This is a genomic window from Acinetobacter sp. 12966 (assembly GCF_031196995.1).
Classification (GTDB): Bacteria; Pseudomonadota; Gammaproteobacteria; order Pseudomonadales; family Moraxellaceae; genus Acinetobacter; species Acinetobacter geminorum.
This window is the reverse complement of sequence record NZ_JAVIMC010000006.1, coordinates 63,025-89,979: the sequence shown is the minus strand read 5'-3', so window position 1 is coordinate 89,979 and position 26,955 is coordinate 63,025. Positions and strand designations below refer to the sequence as shown.

The window sequence follows — 26,955 nt, the reverse complement described above, 5'->3', positions numbered from 1 at the left end:
AAACACAATATAAAGATGAATAGACATTAGAACAAAAAGTTAAGGAGAGAAGAAATGAAAGTCATTAGACATGCTTTATTTTCTCTGATGGGAATGTTGACAATAAATAGTGCAGATGCTGGAAATGCATCTACATCATTGAGGGTCAGTTTAACCATTCTAGAAACTTGTGAAGTTTCCACACAAGGAAACTTAGATTTTGGTTCGGTTGAACGTGCTCAGCCAGTTCCTACTGCAAGAACGGATGTAACTGTGCAATGCAGCAAGAATACACCTTATCAATTGGCAGTAACTTCAGACAATAATTTTGAACTTAAATCTGCTGACAGCCTAGCATCTGTTGCATATGTACTGTATCAAGATGCGGGCCATACTCAAATTTGGGGAGGGGTAGCGGATAAAATACGTTCACGAATCGCGACAGGAATGAAAGAAAATATTCCTATTCATGGAGCGATCATATCAACTACGAATGTTCAGGCGACCAAGTATGAAGATTGGGTTCGTGTGAATGTTATATATTAATTTTGAAAACAAAAATAATCATAAATATCAAAACTAATTTATCAAAAAACTGTTTTTAGGGGTGGATAGAATATTTTAAAAAGCTACACCAAAATATGGTGTAGCCAGTTGTTTTGATAGAACTAAGCACCACGCATTAATGCTGCTACTGCTTTTTCCAGAAATTGTAGAGTCACTGGTTTGAGCCAAGTACCGTCAGCAAGGCTTGGTTCACTTTGCATTGCTGTACGGATTTTCTCTTGAGTACTTGGGTTTTTGCCAGCATAGCCTTGTAGCATAGAGAGCCATTGTTGTGCCAAACACTTTGATCCATCACTATCTGGTGTGACCTCGGCATCAATCAATTTTTCAATATCAACCAATAATTGAGGCCATTTTTTCATCTCACGAATATAATTCTCTTTTAGAAAAATAAACTCATCGTCAGATAAATAACGGGCAAAAATACTCAGCTTACTCTCAGAAAAAGCTTTAAGTAAAAACTCAACAACTTCTGGCGTTACGCCTACTTTTTCCTGAAATTCAGGTTCGGCTGAGTTTATGGCATTTAGTTTAACTAACCATTCTGGGTTAGCTCGCGTATTGTGCTCAAGAGTTTTCATCCACTTTCGAGCTAGGTCTTGAGCTGCTTCACTGTTAGATGGTTCACCAGCATTAAATAGTGCATTTGCTGCTTGAGTTAACTCTTGCCATTCTTGGTGGCTTTTAGTGCCTGCTTGTAAGAAAGTCAGTTTTTCAAGCTCTTCTTTTGTAAAGTATTTTTCAAACATCGCTATAAGCTCCAGTGTTTTTAGCCAATCCTCCAAACCAAGCTCTTCACCACTTATGATCTGAGATTTAAGTTTGCTGAGCTGATTTCGCAATTTCTTTTGCTCCGTCAGCCTTTGATCAATTGCTTGAATCTGCTGATCAATAATCGGTAAAAGTGCAAGATTGGGGTCTTCAAGAACCGTATAGATTTCGGCTAACGACATTCCCAGTCCTCGTAATGCTTGAATTTGATGCAAACGAGTAATGTCTTTACGGGTGTATAGTCGATAACCAGCATCGGAACGGACCGAAGGCTAAAGTAAACCGATATCGTCATAGTGATGAAGAGCACGGACAGTAAGTCCTGTTTGCTTAGCCAATTCACCAACTTTTAACAGCATCTTTTTAGCTCCTTCTTCCTTAGGCGTGTTTTATGCTAGGGGCTTACGTTACGTGAGGGTCAACTACTTTAAATCATAATTTTCATTATTTTTGATTTGCTAGATATCCGAATTTATTTGATCCGTTTTCGGAATATCTTAAGAGATTACTTAAGCCAGTTTTTCTTGGATAAAAATGATTTCAAGCTATTCTAGTCATGGAGTGACAATATATTTAACAAATCAAAAGCAATCGATACTCGCCATTTTTTTCAACAGGTGCTCGATGAACACAAGGTAAAACCTTTTGAGTGGGATGATCTACTGCTAAACGCCAAATATGTCCCGTACCTAAATTTACAGGTTGAGCATCGGGTTTGGGTTGATAATGCAAATCAAAAAAATACTCTGCCAAAAAAGCTTCAAATTCAGCATCAGAGCCGTCATGTAATTCTTTGAGCTTTTCTCTAATTTCTGGAATTAAAACTTTTTGTTCAACCTGATCATTGGGCACAATATCACTGGCAGCGCCGTGATAGGTACATAAGAATGTATCGGTTTCAATGGGGGAGCGATCAACATGGAATGAATATACATCGGTTGAAATGAAATCTAGTTCTTCATCGCGTTCATAGTTTTTAAGTAAATTAAGTACAGGTGATGCACCAAAATCAGTTAACAGCTCGATATCTTCTAAAATAGTTGTCCTTGCAAGATTACCTTTTTCTGAAAGTTGTAGCGCTAAAAGGTCTTCAATAGAAACTTCTGTAATATTTTCTTTTAACTGAAGTTTATTCACAATTTCTTTAAAGTCACCCACCAAATTTCTGTGCCAGCAAATCGCATTTGTCTCTCCTTGAAACTTTGTATTTACAAGTTCAGGGAAACTAGACACTTTTCTAATTTGGTTGCTGTCAGAAAATGCGTTCTTCATATGAGAATTAGATAAAATAATAGAGCTTTACTAATATTATAGCCTGAGCTTAGCCAAAAAATATTCCATTCCAATTGATTAATCCAGTTTAGTCTTACTTCAGAAGGACATTCTAGAGTTAAATAACTAATAGTTTTTATCAATAATAGATATTTCTCTTTACATTGATTTTTTAACTAATCAAACTTAGTAACGTCTGGTACTGACTCTAAATAATCAAAGAATTGCTGTATTTGTTCTTCTGTTACACGTGCTGTAGAAATAGGTGGTAACTCATCTCTACCAAAGAATCCAACTTCGGGTGTTTCAATACTTGGTATCAGTTCACCATCAATAATTTTACACCAGAAGAAAGCCTTATACACATGTAAAAACATGGGAGGGTGTGGGTGCTTGGTTCTATCAGTTAAAGCTAATAATTTAATGGCCTTAACTCGTAAACCTGTCTCTTCTAGAACCTCTTTTTCAGCATTTTCCGATGCTGAGTAACCTACGTCAGCCCATCCACCCGGAACAGACCATCGCCCATCTCCAATTTCTTTTGCTAATAATAATTTATTTTCTTTAAAAACAACTGCTCTGACATCTAATTTCGGAGTGGCATAACCTACATCTTGGAGCACGTTATTAATAAAATTTTCTGTTTTGATTTCTTTTAATTCTAATAAATATTCAATATGTCCTAAGAGTTGTTCATAACGTTCTTTGTCATAAACATCTTTTGAATAATGTAAACCTGTTTGGGCAATACCAGTAATTTTATTTAAAGTTTCTAACCACTTCACTGAGTCATTCATTGCAAGAGATGCCTTCAAGCTTATATCTTTTAGCTATGTTAAGTCATACTCAGCCGAAGCACTATTAAACAGTTGTTAGCTGAGATTTCAAACGAATTTTTTTGAGATTTTTTTACGATTAATAGCTCTAATCAAATTACTCTTTATATAAATTTGACTTAATCATGAGTGGTAAACCAAAACTACTTAATAGACTAGTTCGAGAATTTGGTACATTCTTACTTTCTAAATTAACAAGCTCAATAAATTCTTTATTAAATTGTTTTCTAGGATATTTTTCTAAAATTTCATTTCTAAAAGAGACGGGGAGTCTATATAGACCGTCACTAATTACATCGCATGATGCGCCTTGCTGTAATAGCGTAATTTCTGCTGGGTCAGAGTGATCTATATAGCCGTTCATATGTAAGCAGATAGCATCTTTAATAACTTCACTTTTCTTCTCATCAAAGCTTTGTTCTTTAGCCTTTAGCTCAAATTGTTTAGCACTCTCATAGGTAAAACAGTTACAACCTTTACTATGAATATGTTGCTCAGTTAAGCCAATATCATGAAAAAGTGAGGCTATTAAAAGTGACTCATCATCAAATTGCTGTTTTTGTATATGGCCTAGGGCAGCACCCCAGAAATAGGTTCGCCATGAATGATTGTAGATAGATATACTTGCTTTAGCTTCGAGCTCATCAAGCGCGACTTTAACCATTTGAGTATCTGGTATTACGATCTGATCAATATCAAAATCATGAGAAATTTTGAATCGAAAGTAATTTATTTTTATAGAGGCCATAACACTTGGCAGCATAAGTTTTTGAATTAACTTAATTTTCTCTTTGAAGCTGAGCTGACCATTGGTAGCTTGCATCCAGTGATACGAACCAATTCTTTTAGTTTTCATTATTAGATCTCATTTTAGAGCAATTACTCTAAAATATTATCATTGATGATTTTTTGCAAGTTTTCAATCTTAAGACATCAATAGAGCTTTAATTGATAGACATTTTGTAAACCTCAATTTAACAATAACTTCCTCATTATTTATCCTTACTTTTTAATGATCTATTTTAAAGCAAATGTCATTTTGTGTGCTTGACTGAAAGAGGGCGGGCTACTATCCTTTGCCTGCTGGCCTACATTGCCAGTCGGTTTTAGCAGACCGTATCAAACGTACATTAGAAGTTTCGTGCTTCTAGTGTTGAGCCCTCGTGCCCCCTCTATGGCGGAACGGAGGGGGACACCTTCGGGTGTGCTGGCCACGTTTGACCAGTCTGCTAACCCCTTTCGTTCTGCCACCATAATTCTAATGTCTGGCAGAACTCCCAATAAAAAGGAGTTGGCTTTGCACATCCATTATTTCTTGGCTCTCAATGCCAAAAGCTATAACGACACAGCTTAAACGTTTAAAGCAGTTTGATCGCCGTAAGGTTTTCAGGCTTTAAATTACTTCGTCTAAAAACTTAATCAACAATAAAACTTGAGATGTGCCAAGCACAGTCTTACGGGCTTTGCTGTGCCTTTTTTCTCCCAAAAAAGTATCTCATTTAGAAACAACAATAATTTCTAACGGTAAGACTATGCCAAATTTAGTTCTCTCAACGCGTGCTATTCAAGTCATTAATAAGTCGATTGATTTATTTCACCATCACGGCTTTCATACGGTTGGGGTAGATAGAATCGTGAAAGAGTGTGAAGTGACCAAAGCAACTTTTTATAACTTTTTTCATTCTAAAGAGCGGTTTATTGAAATCTGTCTAATCGTACAAAAAGAACGTTTAAAAGAAAAAGTGGTTTCAATTGCTCAGTACGACCAAGGTACAAACGTGAACGATAAACTTAAAGAGCTTTATTACTTACACACCGATTTAGAAGGAATGTACTACCTATTATTTAAAGCAATTTTTGAAACGAAACTGATCTATCCAAAAGCCTATATAACCGCAGTGAGATATAGAACATGGCTGCTTAATGAAATTTATAGCCAGCTTGTAAAACTCAAAACAGATGCTACCTTTCAAGACGCTAAGCTATTTTTATATATGATTGAAGGTGCAGTTATTCAGCTTTTAAGCTCGGATGTGGCAATCGAGCGGGAGAGAGTGCTTGAGTGTTTTTTGAGAAGATAATTCGTTTATTCATTTCTTTTAAAGCCCTTCCTCTATTTTAAAAAATAGAAGAAGGTTAAACATGATAATTTTGCGAAAAAATTTAATTATAAATCTATATAAACTTCAGGTTCTTTATTTGAGCTAAGTTCACAAAAATCTTTTGTAAATTTAGGTTTTAAACTCTCATTTAAAATAAATAAAGCTACTGAGAAGAGACTTATTATAATAAAGGTTACTGCTAATATAATTTTCCAATCCAGATTTAATTTCATTGGTTGATTGAAAATTATCTGGGAGAACATCGGAAGTAATAATGGTGAAAAAGCTAATATACTTATTCCCATATAAAATATAAATCCAAAAAAAATATTGAAATTAATTCTTAATTTCCCCATTTTTATCTTTGGAACTACGTGTCCATCCTCAATTTTTACTTCACTTTTTATTCTATGATAAAGACTGATAGTACTTAAAATATCTTTTCGGCTTAAAATAAATGTAGCCATTTCTTTAGAGCAAAATCGGCAACCTATTAAAGCCTTAATTTGTGTTTCCTCACATAAACGTAGGTAATCTTTCTCTAATTCATTAGTAAGAAAATTTTTATCCTTGAAGTTAGCTGCCTCTTCATATTTTTGTATGAGCCTTTTCTTAGTAAGGTCTTTAAATTCAAGGATACTATATAAAATATTTTTTGATTTAACAATAATAAATAAGATAACCAGAGTAAAAATAAATGCTGGTGAAGGGTGTTCTAAGGCTAATTTTAATAGTTCAATAATATCGCTCATCTAACCATCTCATTGTTGAAATTTACGATATTATACATATTTGAAATATTAGGTGTGTCTAACGTTCATTATTATATAATTAAATGAAACAACTATTACTCCTTAAGTATTTATATCTACAATGTACTTTATGTTTAGATATTAATACTTACATTCAGATTGGCTAGATCTGTTACTAAATTTTAACTTGATATTTAACAACGGGAATTTTAGAATTCGCCCAACTAATTTTTAGGAGCTTCAATGTGAGTACTTGCTCGAGTGACAGTAGTCGATCGGTAATAGTCTAAGTATCCACTGAAGTCCTGACAGACCTCTTTTTGTGGATGCAAGAAGAGGTTTTTTTATTTTCATCTTTTCATTTCTATTATTAACCCATGATCTGATCATGTTGGGTTGCAGTACTTGCATGTGCTCCATGACTTATGGGAGTGATGCCAGTGTTATTTACTTTAAAGAAACGCTCACTTATTTCTGGTTTCTGTTTATTCACATTATCTAATGCAAGCTATAGTGGACGACCTATGGTTGTTGACGATGCCGCTCTTGTTTCTCCAAAAACTTGTCAGCTAGAAACATGGGCACAGCATAACTCTGACAGCAAAGAATATTGGGCAACACCAGCCTGTAATTTTGGTGGCAATTTTGAATTTGCTGTAGGGATGGGGAGAGTAAATGATGATACCGAGCACGTCAGTTATGCAACTCTACAAGGCAAGACCTTATTAAAACCTTTAGAAACGAATGATTGGGGAATCGGTTTTTCATTTGGTACTCAAATCAATACTAAAGATTCTTCAAAGAAAGATTGGACGTTTAATGTTCCTTTAAGTCTTTCTACTTTGGATGATAAATTTTTAATCCATGCCAATATGGGGTGGTTACGTGAAAATACCACACATAAAAATCAAACCACGTGGGGAATTGGAACCGAAACACAACTTGCTAACCCATTAACGTTCACTGCCGAAGTATATGGTAATGACCGAAATGATGCCTTTTACCAAACAGGTTTTCGATACATGGTCTATAAAGATTTTGTTCAATTAAACACAAGTTATGGCAACCAAATGTCTCATCATGATAATGCTTTTTTCTCTGTCGGATTTGTGTTTCTAACAAAGCCATTTTTACCTTAATCACTTAAAAATGTCTCAAAGTTCCCTTTAAAAAGTGCTCTTTTGAATATAAAGAGCACAAGTAAAAATAAGTATATATTTCATATAAGGAAACTTTCTCTCTATTCTTTTGATTTTATCTAAAACATAGAGTAAAGTTCGTTCACAAGATATTAAATAAAATGAATGGCTTGTTATGAATATTATAAAAGGTACTAATTTTTGGAGATTACTTTCTATTATATTATTCTTTATAATTTTTCTGGGATTATATTATTTTTTTATTGTATATCCTAAGGATACAGAGCAAGCCAGAATAAGATTTTCAGAAGAAGTTATGGCTTCTTTTTTTTGGATGGACTTATCTGATGAAGTGGAAATAAACAGTATTATTTTAAAAGAAGGCCTACAGTTAAACCCCATTAATGATGAGATATACATTAACGATTTGAATGGTTTAAGCTCATTTTATGTTTGGAATGGTGAACATAAAGAAATGAAAGATGTCTTAAATAAATATTCTGAGTATTCATATTTTGGTAATAAGGGCATTCGAGGATTATGCTTAAAGCTTATGTTTGTACAACAATATAATCAAAAAATTCAGCAGAAAAATTATTCTTCATCAAGGCTATTAGCATCAAAAAATATTAATAAACGTAATCTGGAAACTATCTCTCCATGGTTAAATGATATGAAGGCTTTTGATGAGTTTTATAAAGCTAAGCACATGATTCCAAATTGTAAAATATAGATATGGCTTCTAAAAGTTTTCTTTCTACGCTTGCACGGAAAAGTAAAGGAAATAAAGGAAATATAGCCTTATGCTCTATTCTTTTTATTATTCCTTTATTTGTATTTCCTGCTTATCCAAAAAATGAATGGCAGTACGAGCTATATCAATACATCACACAAACTATGCATGTGACTGTTGGTACGAAAGGGCCATTACCGTTTTTTACGATTCTTTATAGCATTTACATAACCATAGTCATGTTCTTTGTTGGTTGTGTTATCTCCTATTTTTTTATTAAAAAATATGGAATTAATAAAGCTTATCAAGAAGAAATTTATAAATTCTTTTTTAAAGCCGAATTTGAATCTTCAAAAAAATACCCTTGGTTAGAAAAGCCTCTAATTAAAAAGACTTTAGTCTCAAGTACATTTGCTGGTTGTTTTGTTATGGGAATTTTTCACTTTATTGAGGATGATATTACTCAGCAAAGGCCTAGACGTAGAGGTGGACTCATATCATTCTGTTATAACTATAGAGTCGGGGTTATGTTTTGGGAAATCATAAGTACTGCCTTTAGTATTTTTCCTACTTTTTATTTTGGTCTTTTATTCTTATACATCTTTAATTATTTTTTTCGCGGGTTGGGTACAGGTAAGGTGGATATTCCTTTAGAAGTGCCAAGCAAAAAACGAAAAAGAACTAGGAAGGTCTGATATTTCCCTTTTAATTGATTAAACACATTTCACGTAATCTATCAACAAATGTGACAGAATCTAACTTTTTATATCGTGTAAATACCGCTATCTTGATTGGACTTGAGCACATCCTTTTGAAGTGTTCGTCTTTTCGTTAGATTTTTAGGTATTTAAAAAATGAATAAAATGCACGTAACTTTGGCGGTCATTATTGGTTTAATTGTTGGTGGTGTAATCGGTGCTCTAGGCTACTCTGAAACTGCTGCGCGTTATGACGCGATGACGACAGCATGTGTCATGGTAAACGAAGCAGTTGAACATGGCATCTTGAAACCAGAACAAGTGAAAGAGCTTGGTGAGCTAACAGGACAAAGCCTTAAAAAAGATTATGAGTCAGTTGCCTCTAAATTTAAATTTTCTGAAAAGCAATTAGGTAATGCATCTGAAGGTTCTAATTGTAGTCAGTTTATTGTTGGGGTAAATGCCGCACAATAACCATTTAGAAGCCCACAGTAAGTGGGCTTTTTTTATAATATTTAGTTAGGGCAGCTACAATATTAACTGACCATATCATCTATAGATTGCTATAATAATGATCAATTCAAAATCTGAAATATAAGCTTGCCTAAAGGCAGGCTTTTTGTATATATAAACAAGTCTGCTAGGAAATATGAAACGCTATTTAAAACAAGCTGAATCGGCTACGACTAATTGGACAACAGAGCAAGACTGTTTCTTGATAGAAAATAATTCTCTCTCAATTTACGAGCTTATCGAGCATTTACCTTTTTCTGAAGAAGAAATACGAGTGCGTCGAGCTTTTCTGGGTTTAGTGAGACGAGATAGGCAAATGAAAGTATATTAATTTTACCAAATGGTAAAAATAATATGAAAATAAATGTTTCAAACTTTCTCTATTCAACCATGCATTTTTGCGGATAAGTTATCAAAACCATAATTTTTTTCGGTATTTTATTGGTGCGCTTTACATAAAGCGATAACTACTTACAAACAAGTCTAGTAAGGTTACCTTTAATTACACGCGTTTAAGCATAATCAAATACATAAGACATTCATAGATCAGAACTTTATAACAATAGGACGGAGAGAGGTTAATGCCAAAGTATCTAGCTGTAGCCGAAAAGGTTTATAAAAATATAAAAAAAGATAGCTTATTCACTGATGACATTACTCAGAACCTTAACTGTTTAATTAGTCAGACCCGAAAAGCCATCAAGGGGACTGAGTTTAAGCTCAAGTTCAACTATATAGACTTTGAAGAAAACTTAACTAAACCGTTAAGTGAATGTAAAGTTAAAATTGATTTGAGTGTCATGCCAAAATTTGTAAATGAAGGAGAGTATCTTCTTTGGTTAGCTGGTTTTATTGAACGAATTACGGAAGGTGGAAAACCTAAATTGCCGCCTATTTCGCAATTTCTTCCACCTGGTTTTAATATGTCGAAAGATGCATTTCCTGTATCTGTAGCTCCTCAAAAAGAAGAGCATGCAGACATGATTATCAATTATTTTAAATCTGAAGATTTTAGTAAAACCAATAAAACTCCTTCATAAAAAGAATATAGAAGTGACCGTCCACCACACTTCTATATACTGCTGGTTTTAAATTCAGCGACCGCCTTCTGGGGCGGTTTTTTTTGTCTTAATCCCATCCTAACTAACTTTTAACATTGTCTAAATTTAGATTTTTGAAAATATTAAATGTATACAAATGTGCAGATATCTATTGAATCATAATAAATAACAATATCTTAAGTGTATTTGTTAATAAAGAAAAATATACGTTTTTCACATAAGCAATGTGTCAAGTAACGCAATTAAACATTTAGCTGTTCATAATCTTTAAAAAAAGGGGAATATAAATAATATGAATGAAAATGCCGAGTTAATTAAATACATAGACGTTGCTGAAAATGTATATGAACGTATTTATGAAAATAACCAAGTTTCAAATAATTTGATTGTTAACCTCAATCGAATTATGGCTGAAATTAAAAAGCAGGCCCAAGAAAAGGATCTAAAATTAAAGTATAACTCTATCGACTTTGAATATTGTCTGAGTTTACCTTTGGCAGATAGAGATATAAAAATTGATTTAAGTTTGATTCCTCATTTTGAACATCGTGATGAATGTATTTTATGGCTAACCAACTTTATTGGAAAAATTAGTGTGCAAAAAAGGATGATAAAGCAGAAACTAAATTATCATTAAAAGAAATTAGATTTTTAATGTATGAATGAACCGTCTTTAGACGGTTTTTTGTGGGTGAAATATATAATATGATTTGCCTTAGATTGATATTCCATAATTAGAAAATGACATAGAGCGCTTTAAAATGAAAAAGCTTGTAATGACTTTTGCTGTATTAATTCAACTATCGACCTATAGCGTAGCTAATGATTCTACGGGCTATGTCGGTACGGGTGGGATTCAATATCTCAAAAATTCGCAGATTGCCATGCAAAGCGAAGATCTATTTATTAGTAAAAAACTGATTAAGGTCGATTACCTCTATAAAAACCTAAGCAATAAAGAAGTCACTGAAACCATTTTATTTCCACTACCGCGCATTGATAATTTTTTTGAGTCTGATTTTGCCCATACAGAAGAACTTCTAAAAAGTTTTAAGATCGTGGTGGATGGGAAAAATATAAAACCGGAAATGCATGTCAGAACGTTTATTCAAAAAGATGAAAAATCGCCTCTGATTGATGCTACGGATGAGTTTAAACAGTGCGGTTTTAGTGAAAAAGAGATGCTAAATCCCTGGACTCGTACTAACTATGATTATGAATATTATGTAGATAAGCTAAAACAATGTAATAAGCCGAACATACAAAAAATCTTAGCCAAATTTAAAAAAGATGATGTGATCCCGTGGTCATCTCAAGTGGTTTATAGTTGGAGGCAGACCTTTAAAGCCAATGGTTTGACTAAGATTCATCATGAATATAAACCTTTGGTGGGTGGTTCTGTTGCCTTATATCCCGAGGAAGATAGCCAGCAATTTTGTATGGATAAGCAATTTAAGCAGGGCTTAAAAAAAGCCAGTGCAGAAAATTCGCCGTTTAGTGCTTTGGGTTACATTTTGACGACGGGCGCAAATTGGGCAAAGCCAATTGAAAACTTTAAGTTAACCATTGAGCGCGATAAAGACGAACTGGTTTCATTTTGTTGGGATGGGCCAGTTAAAAAAATTAGTCCAACTCAATTTCAAATGACCAAGACTAAGTTTGTACCCAAAAAAGACCTAGATATTATTTTTGTGAGAGTTAGATAACTTCCTACAAGCTTCTGGTTTGACCAACAAATTGCCTCAATATTGATTGTGTGTCATGAACCAGACATGGCACACAATAAGCAAAAAGATGCTCTATGTTGCTGTCAGTAGGATTCTGAGCGTAATGATTAATTAGAGCAGCTTCTTTTTAATCCAATAATCTAAACTGAAATAACGGCCGCCTCCAAGAACAAGCAGTGCGAGTAGCATGACTAAATACGTAACGGCAAATTCAATTCCATTATTTAAAATTACAAACGAACCACTAGACGTGAGCCAGTCATAATTGCCGTAGGTTTGTAATATTTCACGAGCTTTTTCTAGCTTTTCAGCCGAGGCCAAGACCTGCATGTTTGCAAAGGGTGCATTTGGATCAGCAATCGCTTGCCATCCATTCGGTAGATGGACCGTAAATATAGCAACTAACATCGTAATAAGCAGTGGGATGCTAATTAAGCGAGTAAAAAGGCCAAATGTTAATAGTATTGCCCCCGCGAGTTCAGTTGTTGTTGCAAGCAGGGCCATTAGATATGGAAAGGGAAGTCCTAAACCTCCATCTGAGTTGCCAAACCATTCTACAATATCATTGAAGTGCATTAATTTATTTGTGCCGGCCATCCAAAATATAGGAACTAAATATAATCGAAGAGCCAGAGCTGCGATGCCGTCCGCATGTTGTAGAGTTTTACCCAGTTTTTGATAATATTGAGATAAGCCATAAATAAAATTCTTCATGATAATTTCACATCCGATGCGATTGAATATTAATTAGTCGGATAAAGACTGTATTTCTTACATAAAAAATTTTTTATTTACGGTGTAATAAAAAAGGATTTGGTCCGTCTAACTATACGTACAAATGTACAAACAGAGAATTTATCTTTAAAGGAATACTAAAATGAACAAACTCAACTCAATGACTTCAGTGGCGGCATTATTAGCACTTTCAGTTACTGGCGCTACACAAGTGGCGGTAGCAGCAACCCATACAACAACCGAAGCACATGCAACCAAAGCAGCAGATGGAAAATGCGGTGAAGCAAAATGCGGTGCTAACAAAATGAAGAACCACGAAAAGTCTGCCGAAGCAAAATGTGGTGCAGATAAAAAAGCAGCTGATGGAAAATGTGGAGCAACCAAAAAAGCAGCGGACGGCAAGTGCGGTGCAGATAAAAAAGTCGCTGACGGTAAGTGCGGCGCTAAGTAAAAAATCTGATCATGGATGATGTCGACCTTCTGGTAAGTGTCGGCATCGTTTCTAAAAGGAGAAATCACCATGATAGATTTGTCAGGCGTAGGGCTGGGTTTAAGGCGTGATTTTATAGATTCGTTTTTAGATGCAAAAACATGTCCCGATTTTATCGAAGTTGCTCCTGAAAACTGGCTAGGTTTTGGTGGACGACACGCGAAATTACTCGCACAGTGTGTTGAAAAAGCTCCATTAATTTGTCACGGCTTGTCATTGTCTATTGGCGGTCCTCATCCACTCAATCTTGAATTTATCGAAAAAATAAAAAGCTTTTTAGAACAATATGATGTCTCGATTTATTCTGAACATTTAAGTTATACAAATGATGGCGGCTATTTATATGATTTGTTGCCAATCCCCATGACCGAAGCGGCTGTTCAATATGTCGCTGAACGTATTTTACGTGTTCAAGATATTTTAGGAAGAAGATTAGTCATAGAGAATGTTTCTACTTATTTAATGCCCAATGCTGAAATGAGTGAAGCGGAATTTATCCGTGAAGTTCTTCAATATGCAGACTGTGATTTGCTGCTGGATGTAAATAATGTCTATGTCAACAGTATTAATCATGGCAGTGATGCGTTTGGATTTATTCGGGACATGCCAAAAGAGAGAATCCGTTATTTACATATTGCTGGGCATGAACAAGTTCAGAAAAATTTATTAATTGATACGCATGGTGCAGAGGTTTGTGATCGCGTATGGGAACTATTGAGATATACCTATCAAGTGTGTGGTGTGAAGGCAACTTTACTTGAGCGCGACTTTAATATTCCATCATGGCGAGAGCTAGAAGAGGAGCTAGCCAAAATTAAAATAATTCAACAACAGGAGAGTGGCTATGAAGGAAAATCAAATATCCTTTCAGACCATGCAACAACAGTTTTGTGACTGGATTCGTGATCCTGATTTGGAATTACCTCAAGCTCTTCCTGCCGAACAAATGTATATTTATCGAGATTTACTTTTTAATAATGTCTGTTCATTTATTGATTTAGTTTATCCCGTGGCTCGTGCGATGTTGCCAGAGTTAAAGTGGCAACAATTACTCTCGGAGTTTTTTCAAAAAGCCCAGTGTCGCTCACCTTTGTATAATGATATTTCTCTGGAGTTTAGAGAGTATTTGACAGATCAGAAACACCCAATATTGCAAGACTATTCTTGGTTGGCTGAGTTGTTGCAGTTTGAATGGCTTGAGTTGTATTTAGACACTGTTGAAATTGAAAAAATAGTCTTGCAGGAAAACTGTGATTGGCAGTTAACCACGAAGGTATGGGTATTGGTTTATCAATATCCCGTTTATAGGTGGACAACTTTAATGACTCCAGAACAGGTCGAGCCTATGCCTGGAGCAATTATGGTCTGGCGAGATGAACAAGACAAAGTATGTATTGAACAGCTTTCGCCTTTGTTTGCTATGGTAATTGAACAGTTGACTCAAAATGTAAAGTTAACTGACCAAGATATTCATACACTCATTCAATCTGTACTCACTGATTTGTCTGAACATGATATTTATCTGCAGATTCAAGAACTAAAAGCACTGTTAACTCGAATGCGATTGATTCAAACTCCTCATGATTTTAAAGAGGTATAAGGATGACTTCAGCCGTGGCATCAGATCATGAAGAAATAGGGGATCAGTTGCATAATCCAGCCTTTTTACAAGACTTAAGACAGCAAATGATAAAATTTGCTTTTTTACAGCTTTCTTCTCTTCCTCAAGCTGAAGATGTGGTGCAAGAGGCATTAACGAGTGCTTTCCAGCATTTAGATTCATTTAAAGGACGTGCTGCGTTTAAAACATGGGTGTTCGCGATTTTAAAAAATAAAATTATTGATGTGATTCGGCAAAAATCGCGTTTGGTCTCAATGACAGAATTATTTAAAGATGAGGAAAGTGAACTGAGTATTGATGCACTGTTTGATGCTTCTGGACATTGGCATAAATATGAAGCGCCTCAAGCATGGCAAAGCCCTGAAGAAATGATGGAGCAGGCCGATTTTTGGATGATTTTTGAAGCTTGTTTAAATCATTTACCTGCCAAATATGCTCAAGTTTTTATGATGAGAGAGGTGATAGAGCTGAGTTCTAATGAGATTTGTAGCAAGTTGGAATTGTCTATCTCAAACTTTAATGTGTTGATGTATCGGAGTCGTACCAGATTACGTGAATGTTTAGAAAATAAATGGTTATTGAAGGAGGATTGTTCATGCTGACATGTCGACAAGCCACTCAACTGTTGTCTGAAAAGCAAGATAGACCATTGTTATTACGTGAGCAAAGTGGTTTACAACTGCATTTATTGGCGTGCCGCTCATGCCGCCGTTATTCAAAACAGATCAAAACAATTAGTCAGCTTTCTAAGGCATTTAAAAGTTTTGATGGCTAATTTTATTTAAAAATTTATTTATTGCTAGCCTAATCACGCTAACAACTCCCATACTATAAAAGTAGAGGAGTTTTTTAAGACAGGATGAAACGTGAATTTAAAGAATCTTGAAGCATTTTATTGGGTTGTGACTTTAAAAAGCTTCAATAAGGCCGCGACTAAATTACAAACCACCCAGCCTGCGGTTTCTCAAAAAATCACATCTCTTGAAAATGAATTAGGCTTTAAAGTTTTAGATCGAAGTTATCGGCAGCTTAAACCAACACACAAAGGCTTAACTTTATTTAAGTACGCCGAAAAATTTATGCGACTAGAGACAGATCTGGTGGCTGAACTGACTGAAAATCAACACCTGACTGGCACCATTCGTTTAGGCGTTTCCGAAACTATTGTTTATACATGGTTGGTTGAATATATCGAAAAGGTTCAGCAAGAGTTCCCAAAAATTTCAGTAGAAATTGTGGTAGACCTTACGCCTAACTTACAAGAAGGTGTACGTACAGGTGACTTGGACATGGCCTTTTTGCTTGGGCCAACGTTGGCTTTTGAATGTATTGAACAGGCATTGTGTGACTTTGAACTAAGTTTCTTGGCTTCACCGTCGTTTAAAGGTGGAGTTGCTCAAATGTCTTTTAAAACTTTAATGTCACATACCATTTTAACTTATCCAAAAATTACCTATCCCTATAAAGAATTGAAAGCACGAATGAAAGAGCAAGGGATTGATGAACCACTTTCAATTACCAGTTATTCATTGGCAACGCTGTTGCGTTTAGCCGAGCAGGGCTTGGGTATTGCTGTGGTGCCGACCTTAACAGCACTAAAAGAAATTACTGATGGGCGACTAGAAATATTAAATACACCGATTCAGTTAAAGATGTTTCATTTCACCTCGATCTACATTCAAGGAAACGATGTTGCATTAAAAGAGAAATTGACCGAAGTTGCGGTTAAGGTCTCTGAATGCGCTATGAAAAGACTCAATGAGCAAATTAAAAAATAAGCTGTTTTTGTGTGTCTTGTATCCCTATTTTTTCTTATTTAAAAAAGCTGTTTTGTATGTAAAATCATAAAAGCAGCTTATTAACTTCAATAAGTAAAGCTTATCTTGATTTTTTTACAATTAATAAATCATTAGAAATCAAATATTTGAAATTTTAATTTTATGTAAAAAGTCTTATTGTCCGTAGGGATTAGCTATGTTTTTATTTTAGACACAAGATTTGATCACCGATTGTGTTGATTGGGGAACAGGGAATCTTTGTCATTTAAAAGGATTAAAGAATATCGTTTGGGACGAAAAATGGTGTTCTTGGTTCAACTTGAAAATAGCGTTGTTAAGCTCAAATGGATGAGGAACGCATTAATATGTCTTTACTGAAATCTTCTTTTTTATCAGATCGCCAATGGGCCATTGTGGCCTCGATCTTTATGATGGCGACCTCTGCAATGGGGCCCGGCTTTTTAACCCAAACTGCTGTATTTACAGTCAAGTTAGGCGCGGCATTTGGCTTTGCCATTTTAGTTTCCATTTTGATTGATTATGTGGTTCAACAAAATATTTGGAGAGTGGTCACACTTACTCAAATGCGTGCATCAGACATTGCCAATAAAGCATTGCCGGGTAGTGGTTATTTACTGGCGTTTCTGGTGATTTTGGGCGGGTTTTTCTTTAGTGTCGGTAACATTGCCGGTGCAGCTTTAGGTTTAAATGCACTTTTTGGCTTAGACACAAAGTGGGGCGGTATTTTAAGTGGTGCTTTAGCCATTTTGATTTTTGCTTCAAGAAAAGCAACGCTTGCCATGGATAAAAGCATGATCGTGTTGGGATTACTTAAAATCCTCCTGATTATTATCGTTGCTGTCATTGTGATGCCTCCAGTTGGGCAAGCTGTACACCAAACCTTTGCTCCAGATCAGATCGACTTTGCCATTATTACTACCATTGTTGGCGGAACGGTTGGTGGCTATATCTGTTATGCAGGTGCACATCGTTTACTAGATAAAGGCGCTGTTGGCCCTGAAAATATTGATGAAGTTGCTAAAGCTGCGACCAAGGGCATTGTTGTGGTCGGCATCATGCGCTATGTGTTGTTCTTGGCTTTTTTAGGTGTGGTGGTGAGCGGTGCAACGATTGATTTAGCCAGCCATGACGCCAATCCGGCAGCTCAAGCATTCCAATATGCAGCGGGTACATTTGGTTTTAAATTATTCGGCTTAATTTTCTGGGCAGCAGGGATTAGTAGCACGATTGGCGCAGCATATACTTCAGTGTCATTCTTTACTGCCTTTAAAAAGAACTTAACACCAAAACAAACCAACTATACGACCATTACCTTTATCGCATTGGCTTTATTGCTTTATGTGTTATTGGGTGCAACTCCGGCAGGCCTACTCATTTTCGTAGGTGGTTTTAACGGATTGGTGTTGCCAATTGGCCTTACAATTTTTGTGTATGTTGCCGCGTGCCGTAAAGATTTGATGGGTAATTATAACTATCCAAAATGGTTGCTTATTTTGGGTGGATTAACATGTCTGTTAACGTGGTGGATGGGCTATATGTCGTTTACGACTGTGTTTAACTATTTGACCAAGCTTTAAGCCAGACTGCGTGAAGTGATAAAGGAATAATGCCATGTTTGTAGATTTAAATAGTGATTTGGGTGAAAGCTTTGGCTCATGGAAAATGGGTAATGATGACCAGATTTTACCTGTCGTGACCAGTGCCAATATTGCTTGTGGCTTTCATGCGGGCGACCCACTCGGCATTTTAAAAACGGTTCGTAAAGCCGTTGAGCTTGGTGTGACTATTGGGGCCCACGTGTCTTACCCAGACCTTGTAGGCTTTGGCCGCCGTAATATGGATTTGTCACGTGACGAATTGATTGCCGATGTGCTTTACCAAATTTCTGCACTCGATGGCTTGGCTAAAGTGGCAGGCTCAAAAGTGCAATACGTTAAACCACATGGCGCGCTCTACAACACCATTGCACATGACCAAGCTCAGGCAGCAGCCGTGATTGATGCCATTAAAATGTATAACCCCGAATTGGTTTTAGTGGCTTTGGCAGGTTCTAACTTAGTCGAACAGGCACGATCTGCGGGTTTAAAAGTTGTGTCTGAAGCATTTGCAGACCGTGCGTATAACAGTGATGGTTCATTAGTTTCTCGCCGTCTAGAAGGTGCGGTTTTACATGACTCGGCATTTGTTGCGAGCCGTGTGGTGTCTATGCTTAAAAATGGTGGAGTTGAGTCAATTGACGGCGTATTTACCCCAATTCAAGCCGACACCATTTGCTTACACGGCGATACCGATGGTGCGCTAGAGATGTCGGCTGCCATTAAAGCCGAGCTTGTAAAAAACAATATTGAAATTCACCCATTTGTAAATAAAGCATAAGGATGAGCACCATGTATAAGGATATTAAAGTCGACCCAGCTCAGCTTGAAGCCGCATTAGATGCGCGTTTAAAAATCCGTGCTGGTTTTGATAAACCGACAGCAGGCATGGCTGCGGGCATGACGCAGGTCAACATGATCTCGGTGCCAAAAGAGTGGGCATATGACTTTTTGCTCTATGCACACCGTAACCCTCAAAGCTGCCCAGTGCTTGACGTGCTCGAAGAAGGCATCTATGCAACTAAGCTTGCAGCAGACTCAGACATTCGAACCGACTTTCCGCGTTATCGTATTTGGAAAGATGGCGAAATGGTCGATGAAGTGACCGATGCAAGAGAGATTTATAACGCTCGTCCTGATTTGGTGACTTTCTTAATTGGCTGTAGTTTTTCGTTTGAAACAGCTTTGCAAGAAGCGGGCATAGAAGTTCGCCACATTCATGACGATACCAATGTGCCGATGTATTTGAGCAATATAAAGTGCGAACCAGCAGGGCGTATTTCAGGAAACATGGTGGTTTCCATGCGACCAATTCCATCGCATCAAATTAGTGAAGCGGTAAAAATTACAGCACGTATGCCAAGCGTGCATGGTGCACCTGTACATATTGGGCACCCTGAAAGCTTAGGAATTTTGGATGTAAATAAGCCAGACTTTGGCGATGCTTCTCGTATTGAAGCGGGTGAAATTCCAGTGTTTTGGGCCTGTGGCGTAACACCGCAAGCTGCCGTCATGAACTCGAAAATTCCTTTTGCGATTAGTCATGCACCGGGTCACATGTTTATTACCGACATTCCTGACCATGCTTGGATTGGCTAACTGGACTAAAGAAGAATTAAAAAGGATAAGCAAATGCGTTTTTTATCGGTAAACGCCGACTGTTTCCTGATTGAGCTTGCAAGCCTAGAAGAAACATTGGCGTTGTACAATAAATTGCAAAATACGCAATTGAATGGAATTAAAGACTTAGTCCCCGCTGCAAAAACAATTTTGGTTTTCTTTAATGAGATCGAAACCAATTTTAAAACGCTGGTTGCTTCAATTCAGAGTCTCAAAATTGATTCTGGATTTGAGCGTAGCGGCCAAGAAGTGATTGTGCCGATTTGCTATAACGGCGAAGACCTTGCTCAAGTTGCAGAGCTACAAGGGCTGACTGTTGCAGATGTGATTAGAAAACATCACCAAAGTGTGTGGAATGTGGCTTTTATTGGTTTTGCGCCGGGCTTTGCGTATATGAGCAGTCCCGATAAGCCTTTTACCGATATTCCGCGCTTAACGGTTCCGCGTAAAAAAATACCGTCAGGTTCTTTGGGCTTGGCTGGGAAATACTCTGGTATTTACCCAAAAGACAGTCCGGGTGGTTGGCAGCTAATTGGTACTACATCAGAAAAAATGTGGGATTTAGAGCGTAAAAATCCTGCGTTACTGTTACCGGGCATGACCGTACATTTTGAAGATGTGACGCATAACCAAACGACAGTGACTGTACCGCAGCAAATCACGCGTACGGTTGAGCCGAAACAATCGGTGCCACTGTTTAAGATCACTGTACCAAGTTTACAAATGCTTATTCAAGATGAAGGGCGATTAAACCAGACCAATATTGGGGTTGGCGTGGCTGGTGCAATGGACTTATCTGCCATGCACAGTGCTAACCGTATTGTAGGTAATCCAACCGATACACCAGTTATTGAAGTTTTAAATGGCGGCCTAAAAGCCAAAATGCAGCATGCGGGCGTTATTGCAGTGGCTGGGGCTATCTCAAACATTCGGGTGAAATTTGCCGATGGTCAAGCCGCAGACTTTGCAAGCTATCAACCGATTGATTTGGATGAAGGCGATGAATTTCAAATTCAGCCACCAACAGCAGGCTTAAGAAATTATTTGGCTGTTCGCGGTGGAATAGACGTTGAGCCAGTACTCAATAGTGCTTCGTTTGATAGCTTGGCAGTGTTAGGTCCAGAGCCTTTAAAACTTGGAGATACCATTTATCAAGGGCAAGTAAAGGCAGCCAATATTAGCGTAAATGAAGTTGGTAAAAACGATTTGCCACAAGCTGGCGAAGTAGTTGAGCTAGATATTGTGATGGGTCCACGTACCGATTGGTTCGAACAAGACAGTATTGAACTGCTATGTCAGCAAGAATGGCTCGTGACCAATGAAAGCAACCGAGTCGGGCTAAGACTTTCAGGTGCACAGCCTTTAACTCGCAAAATTACCCATGAACTGGAAAGTGAAGGCACATGTATTGGTGCTTTGCAGATTCCACCGAGTGGTCAGCCCGTTTTGTTTATGAATGATCACCCTTTAACGGGCGGATATCCGGTCATTGGCTCTGTTGCTAAACACCATTGGGACTTGGTGGCACAGATTCCAGCAGGTTGCCGCATCAAATTTAAAAAAATTGCCGAATTTACAGATTTTGAGAATGAAAGATGAATACAGAAAAATTATTGATTGCTAACCGTGGTGAAATTGCCGTTCGTATTATTCATGCTTGCCGTGATATGGGAATTTCATCAGTAGCGTTATATGCAGATGACGATATTGGCAGTATGCATGTCGAACTTGCAGATGAAGCATGGGGTTTGGCTGGTGCGACTGCTAGCGAGACTTACCTAAATATTCCAGCCATTATCGAAGTTGCAAAGAAATCGAAAGCGACGATGGTGCATCCGGGGTATGGCTTTTTATCTGAACGTGCTGAATTTGCCCAAGCCGTGATTGATGCGGGCTTAAAATGGGTAGGGCCATCACCAAGTGCCATTGAAAAACTAGGCGATAAAATCGAAGCACGTAAAATTGCAGCTTCTGTAGGTGCGCCGTTAGTTCAGGGTACGCAAGACCCACTCAATAATGCAGATGAAGCTTTAGCGTTTGCCAAACAATATGGTTTACCGATTGCTATTAAAGCCGCATTTGGTGGCGGTGGCCGTGGCTTAAAAGTCGCGTGGAAACTCGAAGAAGTGAAAGAGCTTTATGAGTCGGCAGTGCGAGAGGCAAAAGCTGCTTTTGGTCGTGGTGAATGTTTTGTCGAGCAATATCTTGATAAACCGCGTCATGTAGAAGCGCAGGTGATAGCGGACCAACATGGCAACATTGTGGTACTGGGCACACGTGATTGTTCATTGCAACGTCGTAACCAAAAGTTAGTCGAAGAAGCACCAGCGCCATTTATTAGCGATGAGATTTATCAACAAATTTTAACCTCGGCAAAAAACATTTGTCAGGCCGCAGACTATGTCGGTGCGGGCACAGTTGAATACTTACTGAGTCGTGACGGCAAGCTTTCCTTTTTAGAAGTAAATACGCGTTTGCAAGTTGAACATCCAGTGACTGAAGAAACATCAAAAGTCGACTTGGTGGTAGAGCAAATTCGCGTGGCACAAGGCCATGAGCTTTCTATTAAAGAAACACCAAAAGTCCAAGGCCATGCCATTGAGTTTCGTATCAATGCCGAAGACCCAGCACGTGGTTTTATTCCAGCCTTTGGTGTGCTTAGTTTATTTGAAGCGCCGTTTGGTAACGGTGTACGAGTCGACACAGGTGTTCGAACTGGGTCATTAGTGTCTAGCCATTTTGACTCACTCATGGCAAAACTGATTGTCACTGGTCCAACCCGAGAAGTTGCAATTGCTCGCGCTAAACGTGCTTTAAAACAATTTAAAATTGAAGGTGTAGCTTCGGTTTTAGACTTTCACCGTGCGGTACTTAATGAACCTGACTTTACAGATGAATTTAATGTACATACGCGCTGGATTGAAAATGACTTTAAACAAGAGTTAAAGCCAACCAAACGTGGCATTCCAAACCATCAACAGCCAATGCTGCTTAGCTACATTGAAATTGATGGCAAGTTACACCGTTTAGGTTTACCTGCGGGCATGTTTGCACAAGGCCCAGCAACCGCCGTTCAAGCGCAAACAGCCGAGCCAGAAGTCAGTGCCGAGCATTTACTCGCCCCAATTAATGGTGTGATTAGTGCTTGGAAAGTCGAAAATGGGGAGCAAGTGATAGAAGGCCAAGTGGTCGCCATTATGGAAGCCATGAAAATGGAAGTGCAGGTACTGGCACACCGCAGTGGTGTTATCCAGATTGGTGCAGAGAAGGGCGCGACCTGCCATGCAGAAACAGTGATTGCGAGTATTAATTAAGTTTTGAATAAATGATTTGACTCACTTAAGCATTAGTTTAATTGGGTCAAATCGAATGCTTATTTATTCACTCAGTTCGTTATTTTTCACAGTACTCGTTAACCATTTTCAGCTTGAAAATCAGCCCAAATTGTGAGATATTTATCACAGTTTAGTGATATCAAAATTAATCACTGTATTGAAAGCTCGCTTATGCGGGCTTTAATTTTTAGCCCAGTTTAAGCATTTCTCACTTAATGAGCTGGCAGCATAAAAATAATTTGAGAATTTGGCACTCACTCAAAGGCGAATTGAAGAAAGCGAATGAAAATTCTACCTTCATCTGAATATGATCAAATTCTAAAATACAGTGTCTATTGGCTCGTCATCTCGATTGTGATTGGAGTCGTAGCGGGGTTGGCCTCGACTTTAATTTTTGTCGCTTTTGATATTTCAAACAAAGTTAGAAGTCTGCATCACTGGCTCATCTACTTTTTGCCTTTTGTGGGTTTTGGTATTGGTTATCTCATTAAAAAATATGGATCACCGATTGAACGGGGAACCCATTTACTGATTGATGAAATTCATCAACCGAAGTCGTTTATTCCAAAGCGAATGAGCCCCATCATTTTTATTACCTCAATTTTAACGCAACTGTTTGGTGGTTCGGCAGGGCGTGAAGCGCCAGCGGTTCAGCTTTCAGGTGCCTTAATTGACCACTTAAGCCATATATTAAAAGTCTCGGAAGATAACCGAAAAATTTGTTTAATCGCCAGTATTGGTGCAGGCTTTGCAGGGGTATTTGGTTTGCCTCTGGCGGGTGCAATCTATGGGTTAGAAATTACTGCTTTAGGTAATTTAAGATACTCAGCTATTTTTCCATGTTTTGTGTCGGCGCTGATTGCATCGGCCATCCCTGAGCTATTTGATATTGTTCATCCGCATATTTTCTATGTGATTAGTGAGTTTCCAGCCATCCATTTTGGCACGCTCATGAACTTAATTGTGGCAGGTCTGATCTTTGGTTTAGTCGCACGTTTCTTTATTGCGGCCATCCATTTTGCGAGTGACGTCTTTTATAAATATGTGCGTTATTTGCCATTAAGAACAATGGCGGGTGGTATTGTCATTATGCTACTTACTTTGTTCACTGCACATCAGCAATACAACGGTTTGGGTACAGATAAAATCATTTCATCTTTTTATGTACCGATTGAGTTTTACGACTTTTTTAACAAGACTATTTTTACTGCCATCACTTTAGGTTCAGGCTTTAAAGGTGGTGAAATTACGCCGTTGTTTTATGTAGGTGCGACATTAGGTAATGCGTTAGGGGCGGTTTTAAACTTACCACTTTCATTGCTTGCAGGCTTAGGTTTGGTGAGCCTGTTTTCTGGGGCGAGTAAGGCACCGTTAACGTCTATTATTTTAGCTGTTGAGCTATTTGGAATGAATGTTGCCACGTATGCGATTATTACTTGTTTGTTGGCAGCGCTATTTTCAGGGAATTGTGGGTTGTATCGCCGTAAAAAGTTGATGGATTAGAGTGAGCCTTTCTAAGGAGTTGAGTAGTTTTAGGTTGCTTAACTCCTATTAAATTTTTTTTAATAATAAAAATTGGCCTAGTAAATGAAATACTTCTAAAAATATGAAAAGAATTGAATTTATATCTTTATAAAAGAAGATAGAAATTAATTTTAATGAACAACTATTGTTTCCTAAATATTTAAACTATAGATATACATTAATAAAAATTAAAAATATTTAAAAAATTTCCAAAAATGTTTCAATTATGAATTTTTTATGACATTTATTGTTGATTGTGAATGATTCATGTAGTTTTTGTTTGATTTTTTATCCATTTGGTAAATTAAAAATAACATTTTATGCAAAACAAAATTTTTTTTACTCACGCTTTTTTTCTTTTGTATGGGGTAGCTACACATGCTTATGCTATCGATGATATTTCTTTACCAGATCGTATACGTCAGGAACAACGTTTAAAAGAGCTTAATCAACAATTAGAAGAGCAAATCACTCAGCTTGCACCTAAACCTGTCACTACCCAATTGCAGGATTTTAAAACTATAGTCGTTTCGGAAGAGCCATGCGTTAAGGTCAAGAATATTGATTTTGATAGAAAGACGTTACAGGACCCTGAACACTATAAATTTCACTTTATGCTTCGGGCAATCTGGAATCATCCCCAGAAGATTATTGGCAAGTGTATCGGTACGCAAAGCTTACGTAACCTCGTTAATTTCGCCCAAAATGAATTGATTAAAAAGGGTTTTATTACCAGTCAGGTTACTGTTGATCCTCAAGATATTCAGCAAGGTTCTTTGCGACTTGGTGTGCAGATTGGGCGTTTACGTAAGATCATCGTTGAAGGTGAGCAACTCTCTTTATTACAACTTAAAGCAGCTTTACCATTTAAAGAAGGCGATGTCCTTAATCTACAACAACTTGATCAGGGTCTCGAAAACTTAAAACGTGCTCATACGGTAGATATACAAATTGTGCCGTCAAATGAGTCTGTTCAGGAAGCTAAAGGGTATAGTGATCTGATTATTAAGTTACAGCCACAATCAAAAATCAATTTAAATTTTGGTCTGGATAATTCAGGGAGTAAAGATACAGGTCGTTATATAGGTAGTCTGGGACTCAATATTAATAATCCATTCTATTTAAGTGATTCTCTTTCTTTTAATTTTAGTCATTCATTAGATAACTTACATCGAGACTTAAATAAAAACTACTTTGTAAGTTATCAGCTTCCGTTAGGAAATTATGATTTCAGTACTAGCTATAGCCGTTATCAATACGAGCAAAATGTATTGGGTGCAAATGGTGTACTGCGTTATCACGGCTTAAGTCAGCAGGGTAATTTGAATGTATCTCGTGTACTTAGCCGAAGTGGGCAACATAAAACCAGCCTCTATGGCAAGCTCTACCATAAGCAAAATTCAAACTTTATTGATGATATTGAAATCGAAGTACAACGTAGAAAAACTTCAGGCTGGAATGCCGGGATACAACATCGGCAATATTTGGGTGATGCTGTATTAGATGCGGGTTTGGATTATCGGCACGGTACGGGTGCCTTTGATGCATTGTTAGCACCAGAAGAACAAATTAAGGATATTGATAAAAATCCATTACCGTCAGAAGGGTATTCACGTGCACCGATATGGAGTGCCGATTTACGTTTTCAAATGCCATTTTTGCTTTTAGATACCCCTGCTCAATACCGTTTGAACTGGCGTGGACAATATGCTCCACGAGTTTTAGTACCTAATGATCGTTTTTATATCGGTGGTCGTTATAGCGTTCGAGGTTTTGATGGTGAACTGATGCTATCAGGCGATAACGGACAGTATTTACAACAGGAAATCAGCGTAAATACACAAATTCCTAATACTCAATTTTACATGGCTGTAGATCAGGGATGGGTGAACGGTGAGAACAGTATTGCTGGGCAGCGTCATCTGATGGGAAGTGTCGTAGGACTACGAAGTTATCTCAACCATTTTTATATTGATGCCTTTACAGGGCGAGGCCTAATCGCACCTAAAAGTATAAAAAAAGACTGGATTTTGGGATTTAGCCTAAATGCTTTTTATTAAGTTTCCTTAAGAAACAAAATTAATTT

The 26,955-nt window shown here is 37.3% G+C and carries 28 protein-coding genes and 1 pseudogene; 23 read left to right on the top strand and 6 right to left on the bottom strand.

The genetic code is table 11. From position 1 onward, the window contains the following. Positions 1 to 54 precede the first annotated feature (54 nt). The gene (locus RFW85_RS00460) at positions 55 to 525 is read left to right on the top strand and encodes a spore coat U domain-containing protein (protein WP_309171028.1); all 471 of its coding nucleotides are present in this window, start codon (positions 55 to 57) and stop codon (positions 523 to 525) included. A gap of 122 nt (positions 526 to 647) precedes the next feature. On the opposite strand, the pseudogene RFW85_RS00455 reads toward RFW85_RS00460, so the two are convergent. The 4 genes and pseudogenes from RFW85_RS00455 to RFW85_RS00440 all read right to left on the bottom strand — a co-directional run bounded on the left by RFW85_RS00455 (position 648) and on the right by RFW85_RS00440 (position 4,281). Then, a pseudogene (locus RFW85_RS00455) lies at positions 648 to 1,676 on the bottom strand (MerR family transcriptional regulator). Positions 1,677 to 1,890: 214 nt separating this feature from the next. Further along, positions 1,891 to 2,589, bottom strand: coding sequence for a DUF1826 domain-containing protein (locus tag RFW85_RS00450; RefSeq protein WP_170247857.1), 699 nt, complete (start codon positions 2,587 to 2,589; stop codon positions 1,891 to 1,893). A gap of 176 nt (positions 2,590 to 2,765) precedes the next feature. Continuing rightward, the gene (locus RFW85_RS00445) at positions 2,766 to 3,386 is read right to left on the bottom strand and encodes an NUDIX hydrolase (protein ID WP_170247856.1); all 621 of its coding nucleotides are present in this window, start codon (positions 3,384 to 3,386) and stop codon (positions 2,766 to 2,768) included. Between the two features lie 136 nt (positions 3,387 to 3,522). After that, positions 3,523 to 4,281: an HD domain-containing protein gene (locus RFW85_RS00440; protein ID WP_170247855.1), complete on the bottom strand. Its 759-nt coding sequence runs from the start codon at positions 4,279 to 4,281 to the stop codon at positions 3,523 to 3,525. 676 nt (positions 4,282 to 4,957) lie between these two features. Here RFW85_RS00440 and RFW85_RS00435 point away from each other — a divergent pair. After that, on the top strand, positions 4,958 to 5,506 hold the full coding sequence (locus RFW85_RS00435) for a TetR/AcrR family transcriptional regulator (protein WP_170247854.1): 549 nt from the start codon (positions 4,958 to 4,960) through the stop codon (positions 5,504 to 5,506). 86 nt (positions 5,507 to 5,592) lie between these two features. Here the strand turns inward: RFW85_RS00435 and RFW85_RS00430 are convergent, their stop codons facing one another. Beyond that, positions 5,593 to 6,279: a hypothetical protein gene (locus RFW85_RS00430; protein WP_170247853.1), complete on the bottom strand. Its 687-nt coding sequence runs from the start codon at positions 6,277 to 6,279 to the stop codon at positions 5,593 to 5,595. Positions 6,280 to 6,713: 434 nt separating this feature from the next. Here RFW85_RS00430 and RFW85_RS00425 point away from each other — a divergent pair, with 434 nt between their 5' ends. From RFW85_RS00425 to RFW85_RS00390, 8 genes are all read left to right on the top strand, one after another. Further along, a complete protein-coding gene (locus RFW85_RS00425; protein WP_170247852.1) occupies positions 6,714 to 7,418 on the top strand; it encodes a hypothetical protein in 705 nt (234 codons plus the stop codon). Positions 7,419 to 7,593: 175 nt separating this feature from the next. Continuing rightward, positions 7,594 to 8,151 carry a hypothetical protein gene (locus tag RFW85_RS00420; RefSeq protein WP_170247851.1) on the top strand — a complete coding sequence of 186 codons (558 nt, stop codon included), beginning with the start codon at positions 7,594 to 7,596 and terminating at the stop codon, positions 8,149 to 8,151. 2 nt (positions 8,152 to 8,153) lie between these two features. Then, entirely contained in the window at positions 8,154 to 8,846 is a 693-nt protein-coding gene (locus RFW85_RS00415; protein WP_309171027.1) for a hypothetical protein, read from the top strand. Between the two features lie 159 nt (positions 8,847 to 9,005). Continuing rightward, entirely contained in the window at positions 9,006 to 9,323 is a 318-nt protein-coding gene (locus RFW85_RS00410) for a hypothetical protein (RefSeq protein WP_216076490.1), read from the top strand. A gap of 175 nt (positions 9,324 to 9,498) precedes the next feature. Then, positions 9,499 to 9,693, top strand: a complete 195-nt coding sequence (locus RFW85_RS00405; protein WP_170247849.1) for a hypothetical protein — start codon at positions 9,499 to 9,501, stop codon at positions 9,691 to 9,693. Between the two features lie 250 nt (positions 9,694 to 9,943). Then, positions 9,944 to 10,402 (top strand): hypothetical protein, encoded by a 459-nt coding sequence (locus RFW85_RS00400; protein ID WP_170247848.1) that lies wholly within the window; start codon positions 9,944 to 9,946, stop codon positions 10,400 to 10,402. A gap of 313 nt (positions 10,403 to 10,715) precedes the next feature. Beyond that, entirely contained in the window at positions 10,716 to 11,060 is a 345-nt protein-coding gene (locus tag RFW85_RS00395) for a hypothetical protein (protein WP_170247847.1), read from the top strand. Positions 11,061 to 11,184: 124 nt separating this feature from the next. After that, a complete protein-coding gene (locus RFW85_RS00390; protein WP_170247846.1) occupies positions 11,185 to 12,129 on the top strand; it encodes a DUF4424 family protein in 945 nt (314 codons plus the stop codon). Between the two features lie 132 nt (positions 12,130 to 12,261). Here RFW85_RS00390 and RFW85_RS00385 read toward each other — a convergent pair whose 3' ends face one another. Then, positions 12,262 to 12,864 (bottom strand): DoxX family protein, encoded by a 603-nt coding sequence (locus RFW85_RS00385; RefSeq protein WP_170247845.1) that lies wholly within the window; start codon positions 12,862 to 12,864, stop codon positions 12,262 to 12,264. 163 nt (positions 12,865 to 13,027) lie between these two features. On the opposite strand from RFW85_RS00385, the gene RFW85_RS00380 reads away from it, so the two are divergent. The 13 genes from RFW85_RS00380 (at position 13,028) to RFW85_RS00320 (ending at position 26,929) form a co-directional block, all read left to right on the top strand. Further along, positions 13,028 to 13,336, top strand: a complete 309-nt coding sequence (locus RFW85_RS00380; RefSeq protein ID WP_170247844.1) for a hypothetical protein — start codon at positions 13,028 to 13,030, stop codon at positions 13,334 to 13,336. Between the two features lie 69 nt (positions 13,337 to 13,405). Next, positions 13,406 to 14,269 (top strand): DUF692 domain-containing protein, encoded by an 864-nt coding sequence (locus tag RFW85_RS00375; RefSeq protein ID WP_170247843.1) that lies wholly within the window; start codon positions 13,406 to 13,408, stop codon positions 14,267 to 14,269. Next, positions 14,220 to 14,975, top strand: a complete 756-nt coding sequence (locus RFW85_RS00370) for a DUF2063 domain-containing protein (protein ID WP_170247842.1) — start codon at positions 14,220 to 14,222, stop codon at positions 14,973 to 14,975. Before RFW85_RS00375 ends, RFW85_RS00370 begins: the two co-directional genes overlap by 50 nt. Positions 14,976 to 14,977: 2 nt before the next feature. Continuing rightward, a complete protein-coding gene (locus RFW85_RS00365) occupies positions 14,978 to 15,598 on the top strand; it encodes an RNA polymerase factor sigma-70 (RefSeq protein WP_005076757.1) in 621 nt (206 codons plus the stop codon). After that, entirely contained in the window at positions 15,592 to 15,771 is a 180-nt protein-coding gene (locus tag RFW85_RS00360; RefSeq protein ID WP_002163210.1) for a zf-HC2 domain-containing protein, read from the top strand. Before RFW85_RS00365 ends, RFW85_RS00360 begins: the two co-directional genes overlap by 7 nt. 91 nt (positions 15,772 to 15,862) lie before the next feature. Beyond that, on the top strand, positions 15,863 to 16,774 hold the full coding sequence (gene mumR / locus RFW85_RS00355; RefSeq protein ID WP_170247841.1) for a LysR family transcriptional regulator MumR: 912 nt from the start codon (positions 15,863 to 15,865) through the stop codon (positions 16,772 to 16,774). 344 nt (positions 16,775 to 17,118) lie between these two features. Next, positions 17,119 to 18,372 (top strand): NRAMP family divalent metal transporter, encoded by a 1,254-nt coding sequence (locus RFW85_RS00350; protein WP_014206320.1) that lies wholly within the window; start codon positions 17,119 to 17,121, stop codon positions 18,370 to 18,372. A 34-nt stretch (positions 18,373 to 18,406) separates the two neighbouring features. Beyond that, positions 18,407 to 19,171, top strand: coding sequence for a LamB/YcsF family protein (locus RFW85_RS00345; protein ID WP_170247840.1), 765 nt, complete (start codon positions 18,407 to 18,409; stop codon positions 19,169 to 19,171). 2 nt (positions 19,172 to 19,173) lie between these two features. After that, positions 19,174 to 19,989 (top strand): putative hydro-lyase, encoded by an 816-nt coding sequence (locus tag RFW85_RS00340; RefSeq protein WP_170247839.1) that lies wholly within the window; start codon positions 19,174 to 19,176, stop codon positions 19,987 to 19,989. A gap of 33 nt (positions 19,990 to 20,022) precedes the next feature. After that, positions 20,023 to 21,609, top strand: coding sequence for an urea amidolyase family protein (locus tag RFW85_RS00335; RefSeq protein WP_170247838.1), 1,587 nt, complete (start codon positions 20,023 to 20,025; stop codon positions 21,607 to 21,609). Next, positions 21,606 to 23,324 carry a biotin carboxylase N-terminal domain-containing protein gene (locus RFW85_RS00330; RefSeq protein WP_170247837.1) on the top strand — a complete coding sequence of 573 codons (1,719 nt, stop codon included), beginning with the start codon at positions 21,606 to 21,608 and terminating at the stop codon, positions 23,322 to 23,324. The genes RFW85_RS00335 and RFW85_RS00330 overlap by 4 nt, the downstream gene beginning before the upstream one ends. A 303-nt stretch (positions 23,325 to 23,627) precedes the next feature. Beyond that, positions 23,628 to 24,848 carry a chloride channel protein gene (locus RFW85_RS00325; RefSeq protein ID WP_151302650.1) on the top strand — a complete coding sequence of 407 codons (1,221 nt, stop codon included), beginning with the start codon at positions 23,628 to 23,630 and terminating at the stop codon, positions 24,846 to 24,848. A 341-nt stretch (positions 24,849 to 25,189) separates the two neighbouring features. Further along, a complete protein-coding gene (locus RFW85_RS00320) occupies positions 25,190 to 26,929 on the top strand; it encodes a ShlB/FhaC/HecB family hemolysin secretion/activation protein (protein ID WP_170247836.1) in 1,740 nt (579 codons plus the stop codon). Positions 26,930 to 26,955: the final 26 nt, after the last annotated feature.

Bases quoted from the DNA above. Each gene is read 5' to 3' on its own strand.
- RFW85_RS00415 (WP_309171027.1), top strand. From the start codon at position 8,154: ATGGCTTCTAAAAGTTTTCTTTCTACGCTTGCACGGAAAAGTAAAGGA.
- RFW85_RS00360 (WP_002163210.1), top strand. From the start codon at position 15,592: ATGCTGACATGTCGACAAGCCACTCAACTGTTGTCTGAAAAGCAAGAT.
- RFW85_RS00335 (WP_170247838.1), top strand. From the start codon at position 20,023: ATGCGTTTTTTATCGGTAAACGCCGACTGTTTCCTGATTGAGCTTGCA.
- RFW85_RS00390 (WP_170247846.1), top strand. From the start codon at position 11,185: ATGAAAAAGCTTGTAATGACTTTTGCTGTATTAATTCAACTATCGACC.
- RFW85_RS00365 (WP_005076757.1), top strand. From the start codon at position 14,978: ATGACTTCAGCCGTGGCATCAGATCATGAAGAAATAGGGGATCAGTTG.
- RFW85_RS00320 (WP_170247836.1), top strand. From the start codon at position 25,190: ATGCAAAACAAAATTTTTTTTACTCACGCTTTTTTTCTTTTGTATGGG.
- RFW85_RS00440 (WP_170247855.1), bottom strand. From the start codon at position 4,281: ATGAAAACTAAAAGAATTGGTTCGTATCACTGGATGCAAGCTACCAAT.
- RFW85_RS00340 (WP_170247839.1), top strand. From the start codon at position 19,174: ATGAGCACCATGTATAAGGATATTAAAGTCGACCCAGCTCAGCTTGAA.
- RFW85_RS00330 (WP_170247837.1), top strand. From the start codon at position 21,606: ATGAATACAGAAAAATTATTGATTGCTAACCGTGGTGAAATTGCCGTT.
- RFW85_RS00370 (WP_170247842.1), top strand. From the start codon at position 14,220: ATGAAGGAAAATCAAATATCCTTTCAGACCATGCAACAACAGTTTTGT.
- RFW85_RS00450 (WP_170247857.1), bottom strand. From the start codon at position 2,589: ATGAAGAACGCATTTTCTGACAGCAACCAAATTAGAAAAGTGTCTAGT.
- RFW85_RS00435 (WP_170247854.1), top strand. From the start codon at position 4,958: ATGCCAAATTTAGTTCTCTCAACGCGTGCTATTCAAGTCATTAATAAG.
- RFW85_RS00445 (WP_170247856.1), bottom strand. From the start codon at position 3,386: ATGAATGACTCAGTGAAGTGGTTAGAAACTTTAAATAAAATTACTGGT.
- RFW85_RS00460 (WP_309171028.1), top strand. From the start codon at position 55: ATGAAAGTCATTAGACATGCTTTATTTTCTCTGATGGGAATGTTGACA.
- RFW85_RS00385 (WP_170247845.1), bottom strand. From the start codon at position 12,864: ATGAAGAATTTTATTTATGGCTTATCTCAATATTATCAAAAACTGGGT.
- RFW85_RS00350 (WP_014206320.1), top strand. From the start codon at position 17,119: ATGGATGAGGAACGCATTAATATGTCTTTACTGAAATCTTCTTTTTTA.
- RFW85_RS00375 (WP_170247843.1), top strand. From the start codon at position 13,406: ATGATAGATTTGTCAGGCGTAGGGCTGGGTTTAAGGCGTGATTTTATA.
- RFW85_RS00380 (WP_170247844.1), top strand. From the start codon at position 13,028: ATGAACAAACTCAACTCAATGACTTCAGTGGCGGCATTATTAGCACTT.
- RFW85_RS00345 (WP_170247840.1), top strand. From the start codon at position 18,407: ATGTTTGTAGATTTAAATAGTGATTTGGGTGAAAGCTTTGGCTCATGG.
- RFW85_RS00410 (WP_216076490.1), top strand. From the start codon at position 9,006: ATGAATAAAATGCACGTAACTTTGGCGGTCATTATTGGTTTAATTGTT.
- RFW85_RS00395 (WP_170247847.1), top strand. From the start codon at position 10,716: ATGAATGAAAATGCCGAGTTAATTAAATACATAGACGTTGCTGAAAAT.
- RFW85_RS00400 (WP_170247848.1), top strand. From the start codon at position 9,944: ATGCCAAAGTATCTAGCTGTAGCCGAAAAGGTTTATAAAAATATAAAA.
- RFW85_RS00325 (WP_151302650.1), top strand. From the start codon at position 23,628: ATGAAAATTCTACCTTCATCTGAATATGATCAAATTCTAAAATACAGT.
- RFW85_RS00405 (WP_170247849.1), top strand. From the start codon at position 9,499: ATGAAACGCTATTTAAAACAAGCTGAATCGGCTACGACTAATTGGACA.
- RFW85_RS00425 (WP_170247852.1), top strand. From the start codon at position 6,714: ATGCCAGTGTTATTTACTTTAAAGAAACGCTCACTTATTTCTGGTTTC.
- RFW85_RS00420 (WP_170247851.1), top strand. From the start codon at position 7,594: ATGAATATTATAAAAGGTACTAATTTTTGGAGATTACTTTCTATTATA.
- RFW85_RS00430 (WP_170247853.1), bottom strand. From the start codon at position 6,279: ATGAGCGATATTATTGAACTATTAAAATTAGCCTTAGAACACCCTTCA.